The organism is Vibrio aquaticus, assembly GCF_003970385.1.
GTDB classification, from domain to species: Bacteria; Pseudomonadota; Gammaproteobacteria; order Enterobacterales; family Vibrionaceae; genus Vibrio; species Vibrio aquaticus.
In genome coordinates this window covers 1-4,909 of record NZ_RXZH01000024.1, presented here as the reverse complement: position 1 = coordinate 4,909, position 4,909 = coordinate 1, and the positions used below count along the sequence as shown (strand labels likewise).

7 protein-coding genes and 1 pseudogene are annotated in these 4,909 nt (G+C 41.2%); all 8 read right to left on the bottom strand.

Annotated elements, in window-relative coordinates:
- Nucleotides 1-107: pseudogene (locus EJ063_RS21295) on the bottom strand (VOC family protein); the annotation flags it as partial.
- A gap of 161 nt (nucleotides 108-268) precedes the next feature.
- A complete protein-coding gene (locus EJ063_RS20150) occupies nucleotides 269-628 on the bottom strand; it encodes a hypothetical protein (protein WP_126576056.1) in 360 nt (119 codons plus the stop codon).
- Nucleotides 629-1,895: 1,267 nt separating this feature from the next.
- Entirely contained in the window at nucleotides 1,896-2,387 is a 492-nt protein-coding gene (locus EJ063_RS20130; protein ID WP_126576057.1) for a GNAT family N-acetyltransferase, read from the bottom strand.
- Between the two features lie 164 nt (nucleotides 2,388-2,551).
- Nucleotides 2,552-3,004 carry an NUDIX hydrolase gene (locus EJ063_RS20125; protein ID WP_126576054.1) on the bottom strand — a complete coding sequence of 151 codons (453 nt, stop codon included), beginning with the start codon at nucleotides 3,002-3,004 and terminating at the stop codon, nucleotides 2,552-2,554.
- A 158-nt stretch (nucleotides 3,005-3,162) separates the two neighbouring features.
- Nucleotides 3,163-3,519 (bottom strand): DUF6404 family protein, encoded by a 357-nt coding sequence (locus tag EJ063_RS20120; RefSeq protein WP_126576053.1) that lies wholly within the window; start codon nucleotides 3,517-3,519, stop codon nucleotides 3,163-3,165.
- 224 nt (nucleotides 3,520-3,743) lie between these two features.
- Complete coding sequence (locus tag EJ063_RS20115; RefSeq protein WP_069504745.1) at nucleotides 3,744-4,196, bottom strand: CPBP family glutamic-type intramembrane protease; 453 nt, start codon at nucleotides 4,194-4,196, stop codon at nucleotides 3,744-3,746.
- A 156-nt stretch (nucleotides 4,197-4,352) separates the two neighbouring features.
- Nucleotides 4,353-4,583 (bottom strand): hypothetical protein, encoded by a 231-nt coding sequence (locus tag EJ063_RS20110; protein WP_126576052.1) that lies wholly within the window; start codon nucleotides 4,581-4,583, stop codon nucleotides 4,353-4,355.
- A 56-nt stretch (nucleotides 4,584-4,639) separates the two neighbouring features.
- The coding region (locus EJ063_RS21170) for a hypothetical protein (RefSeq protein WP_244225219.1) at nucleotides 4,640-4,909 on the bottom strand (270 nt) is incomplete at its 5' end.

Below are 4,909 nucleotides of genomic sequence, written 5' to 3'. Positions count from 1 at the left end.
AATTCTGATGCGAGTTCGAAGCCAATGCTCAGATAAAAGCGCTTCGAAAGCTCAAAATCTTTGGCGGGCACAAACGATTTTATTTCTACTGTATTCAGATTTTCCATTTCTAGTACCAATTCCTTTCGACTGTTTGTAGCTTAACGCCGCATTAAGTGGTGAGCAACGCAGACCACTACACTTAAAGTATTGTGCCGTAAACACTGAAACTGAAGCAAACCTAAAATGCCAAGCGCTGGGAATCCGTCTTAAATGCTTTGTTATGAGCCTAGTTCAAGTAGATGCCGGACTGCCTTAGTTGCTGCTTCAAGTCTAGAAGTTTGAATTGAGTTAGCAGTAGTTGAGTAACTGCTATCGTGCCCGAAAAAATAGATAATGCGGATATTAGCCAACTCCAACTAACACCATCAAAGATATACGGTGCAGCAAAAGCAAAACCATAGCTAAACGCTGCATTTACGGATTGCAAAAACTCATTGGTAGAAACCTTGTAACTCATGCTTTCGGTATCGTAGGAAATTTTTACCTGCGAGCCAGCTTTACGGAACTTGCAGTAAACTACATCACTCTCCCCATCATACTGAATATTATTGATTTCTAGGGTTTCTCTAACTTTATCTAACATCATATCCTTCCTTGATATGGTGGCTCATAACGCCCAATTAAGTTGTGAGTAACGCTGCCAAAGCACTCAAACACTTCACCGTAATCACAAAGCCAATTGAAACCGAAAGCGCCGAGCGTTGCGAATCAGCTTGAATTGTTTGTTAGGCAAATTTTCTGTGTACTCACTAACTTGGTTTGAAAACAGAATACCTTAAACACGATAAGCAACCAATCACCCACTGACTTTTTGTGATTCAAGAACCACTGAAGTCACTATGTTACAGCCGAGGTTTCAACAGACACGAAACACAGCCTTTCAGCGACAGAGCAGCTTTTGAACCTGAGAAACTCCAAGCTGCGAAATGACAGCGAATACGAAAGCTTCTTTGAATTAGCCCTTTCCACACCTTAAGACAGTGAAACTCACCACCGACCAACACTGAAAACCAATGAGGCAGCCCACGAATTTTGACATGTTTTACGGTTGGAGAGATTCAAGGGCTTGAGCCGACAATGCTGAATTGCCGACTACGAAAAACGAACTGCCAGAGGGAACAAGAAGATTAGAACTAAGAACTTTTCTGCCCTTTGCCTAACGCCCAATTAACGTGTGAGCAGCGTAAGCACTGAACCCAAAAACTGCGCCGTAAACACTAAATCCAACCCGAAGTGAGAGCGCCAAGCGTTGCGAATCACTGTTGAATTGTTTGTTATGTTTTACCACAAGTTACTGACTTAATTGAGAAAGAACTGCTATTTCAAGCCAGTTTTCTGAAGCAAACCACAAGGCTGAAACCAACTTGACCGACAAAGGCGACTAGCCTAAAACAAGTAAGCCCACTTCCCTGACCAATGAGGCAACCCGACAAAGCACCAACAAGCACCCTATCTCTCCAACCAAAGCGCAAAACAATGTTGAATTGCCGAGGCAACTGCCAAGCTGAAATGCTAATTGGCTAAGAACCTAAAAGCGACTTTGAGCCAGTTAAACCAAAAGCCGACCGCCACGACCTGACAATGAAGCAACCCACGAACATTGGCATGTTTTACGGGCTTAGAAATTCAGAAACTTAGACCGACAATGCGGATTTGCTGAGTCTACTAGGGACGAATTACCAGAGGGACAAAGAACTAGAGCCTAAGACCTTTAAGCCTTTGAAATACAATTAAACATAACGCCAAATTAAGTAGTGAGCAACGCTACCACCTACCTGAAGCATTGTGCCGTAAACACTAAAGCTTATTCAAACCGAAAGTGCCAAGCGTTGCGAATCTGCTTAAATTTATTGTTATGAAACAATACTTTCGTAGCTGTAGATGTGGTCTGCGTACAACTTACCGCCTATTTCATAAGCTTCCGGTACGACTTCTTTCAAAGAAAAACCACTTTTAGTAAGTACTTTCTCTGAACCAATATTTCCTTCAGTCACTATTGCACCAAACGTTCGAATACCTTGTTTCTCTGAAGCCCACTTAAGCAAAGCTTTTAGGGACTCCGTTCCGAAACCTTGACCATGATATTTAGGCAGAATTAGGTAACCAACTTCAGCTTTACCCTCAGTTATTCGAAAGCCAGTAACGCCAATTTTTTCACCGGTCTCATTCAAAGTCATGGTCAGACACAACCAATGATCAGAGCTTTTATTCCAGGCAGGAAGCCTCGACTCAAAGCTTTCCTTAATAGCCTCAGGTGATGGTTCATCAAAACACAGGCTAATTACTGCCGGGTCTTGATTCAGAGACTGGAATAAACCCCAATCATCAGCAGTAATTTGAACCATTTCTAATCTATCTGTTTGTATCTTCAATTGCTGAACTCTCCTTGTTTCATAACGCCCAATTAAGTTGTGAGCAACGCTGCTACCTTACTAAAACACTGCACCGTAATCACCAAACAAGTTGAAACCGAAAGTGCCGAGCGTTGCGAATCAGCTTGAATTGCTTGTTAGCCGAGTTTTATACGACATAGCTCACTAATAGGCTTGTCTACAAAATACTCCCAAACGTGCTTAAATGCTGCATGTTGTGTTGGAAAAGGCGATAACTCTAGCGCCTCTTCTAAGCTACACCATTTAAAGTCTGTGTGTTCGTGATTAAGAACGACTTCTTGATTCGCTTGGCACTTAACGACAAAGACTGGGATGACTTCAATAACGTTCGAGTAGGACTCATAAAATTGTTCTAAGAATTGACCATTGTACAGTTCTGTCACTTCAATCTGGGTTTCTTCCTGAAACTCTCGGACGATGGTTTGCCAAGGCAATTCACCTTCTTCCATTGAACCTGCGACATGGCACCAAAAGCCACCTTTCACTCGCTTCATTAGAAGCATCTTTGTTTCACCATTAATTTCCGACAGTGCCACTCCGGAAACAATTGAATTATTTATTGGAATCATTTTTATACCTAGAAACTACGATAGTCGGCTAACGCCGCGTTAAGTGGTGAGCAACGCAGACCACCAAACCTAAACCATTGTGCTGTAAACACTTAAGCCGAAACAAACCAAAACTGCCAAGCGTTGTGAATCCGTCTTAAACGCTTTGTTATGGCGCTTTACTTGTAGTGTTGATGACACCATTTTTCCCAGTTTTTTTCACCCAAAAGCTTTCGAGCCTTAATAGTGCGAAATACGTTGATAAGTCCCATACAAATACCAAATAGAGATGATGATACAAGATAAGTTACCCAATTTTCTGGCTCTGAATGCCAAAAAAACACCCACATCAACGCCCCCCATAGTAGCCCCATAAATAAACCATGTGTTATGAGTATTTTTGCAGGCGATTGAAAAACTAAAGGTATCTGAGAAGGGTCTTTGTATTTAGACCAAATAAATGCAGTTGGCTTAGTTAAATCTGCTGGAACACCCTTCTCAATTAAGTGCTTTTGAATGAATTCTGCCTTGTCCATCTTCACCTCACTATGCGTACGCCAATTTGAATTCTAAGGCTTTAGCACAATCTATCGAGAATGGTGATTGAAGTGCTGCGACTGACTTCAAAGCCTGACTGCGCCATAACGCCCAATTAAGTAGTGAACAACGCGACCACTTAACTAAAACATTGTGCCATAAAACACTGAACTTAACCTAGAATGCAGATCGACAAGCGTTGTGAATCTGCTTAAATTGTTTGTTAGCTTAAAAACACCACTGCATTATTTAACGCATGAATACCAAATGTAACCCAAAATGCCGCTTTAAATGATTTTTGACGCCAAGTTAAATAGGATATTGAGAGTACAAAGAACAAAAACAGTACACCAAAGCCGTTTAGCACACTGTTTAAAGTATGTGCGACTCCCCATGTCAGCGCGCTAATTACTGAAGTCATCACTACATCAAAATTAAATATTTGTATAAGCTTTAGTATTGGAACCATTAGAAGCGTTTCTATAGCCGGAGCTAGAATAATCAAGAATAGTAATGACGATTCCTGCCTACCGTCGAGATCAGCGAATTCAGAACCCCAGATGTAATACGCACCAAGTACCAAAGGAAAAGTTACGCAAGCATGCAAGAGATATGATTTCACTACATATCCGATCTTACTTTGGTTTGTATGGAATAAAAAACTAAACATTCTCATGACTACTTCCATGTTTAAGCTAATGCCCAATTAAGTTGTGAGCAACGCTGCCACCTACCTAAAGCATTGTGCCGTAAACACTAAAGCTGATTCAAACCAAAAGTGCCAAGCGTTGCGAATCAGCTTGAATTGCTTGTTATGACGCAATTTTGACGACTATTCCGGGCAGTACTTATTAAACAAGACACAGCAAGTGATGAAGAAGGCTAAAACCAAAGTAATTTGCCACAAACCACCACCATAGAAAGACATTTGGTTATCAGACCAAACCCTTAAGGCGATATTGAATAGCTCACCTTTCAGGCCAATAACGACAACCGCTGCTAGATAATATTTAACAAACTCGATGAGAAGAGCTTTAGTGTTGGACAAGTAAGTATCTAGCATTTTAAGAGCCTGAAATTGTTAAGCCTGCTCCCGAATACTAACAAAAGCAAACTTGCTCACAAATCAATCAAACACTCTATTGCGACCAATCTCCATATTGAGTCATAACGCCCAATTAACGTGTGAGCAGCGCATACACTGAACTTGAATACTACGCCGTAAACACTAAATTCAACCTGAAGTGAGAGCGCCAAGCGTTGCGAATCACTGTTGAATTGTTTGTTATGTTTTACCACAAACACATGATTTACTTGAGAAAGAACTGCAATTTCTAACTGGTTTTCTGAAGCAAACCACAAGGCTGAAACCAACTTGACCGACAAAGG

Bases quoted from the DNA above. Each gene is read 5' to 3' on its own strand.
- EJ063_RS20110 (WP_126576052.1), bottom strand. From the start codon at position 4,583: ATGCTAGATACTTACTTGTCCAACACTAAAGCTCTTCTCATCGAGTTT.
- EJ063_RS20115 (WP_069504745.1), bottom strand. From the start codon at position 4,196: ATGAGAATGTTTAGTTTTTTATTCCATACAAACCAAAGTAAGATCGGA.
- EJ063_RS20130 (WP_126576057.1), bottom strand. From the start codon at position 2,387: ATGGTTCAAATTACTGCTGATGATTGGGGTTTATTCCAGTCTCTGAAT.
- EJ063_RS20125 (WP_126576054.1), bottom strand. From the start codon at position 3,004: ATGATTCCAATAAATAATTCAATTGTTTCCGGAGTGGCACTGTCGGAA.
- EJ063_RS20150 (WP_126576056.1), bottom strand. From the start codon at position 628: ATGATGTTAGATAAAGTTAGAGAAACCCTAGAAATCAATAATATTCAG.
- EJ063_RS20120 (WP_126576053.1), bottom strand. From the start codon at position 3,519: ATGGACAAGGCAGAATTCATTCAAAAGCACTTAATTGAGAAGGGTGTT.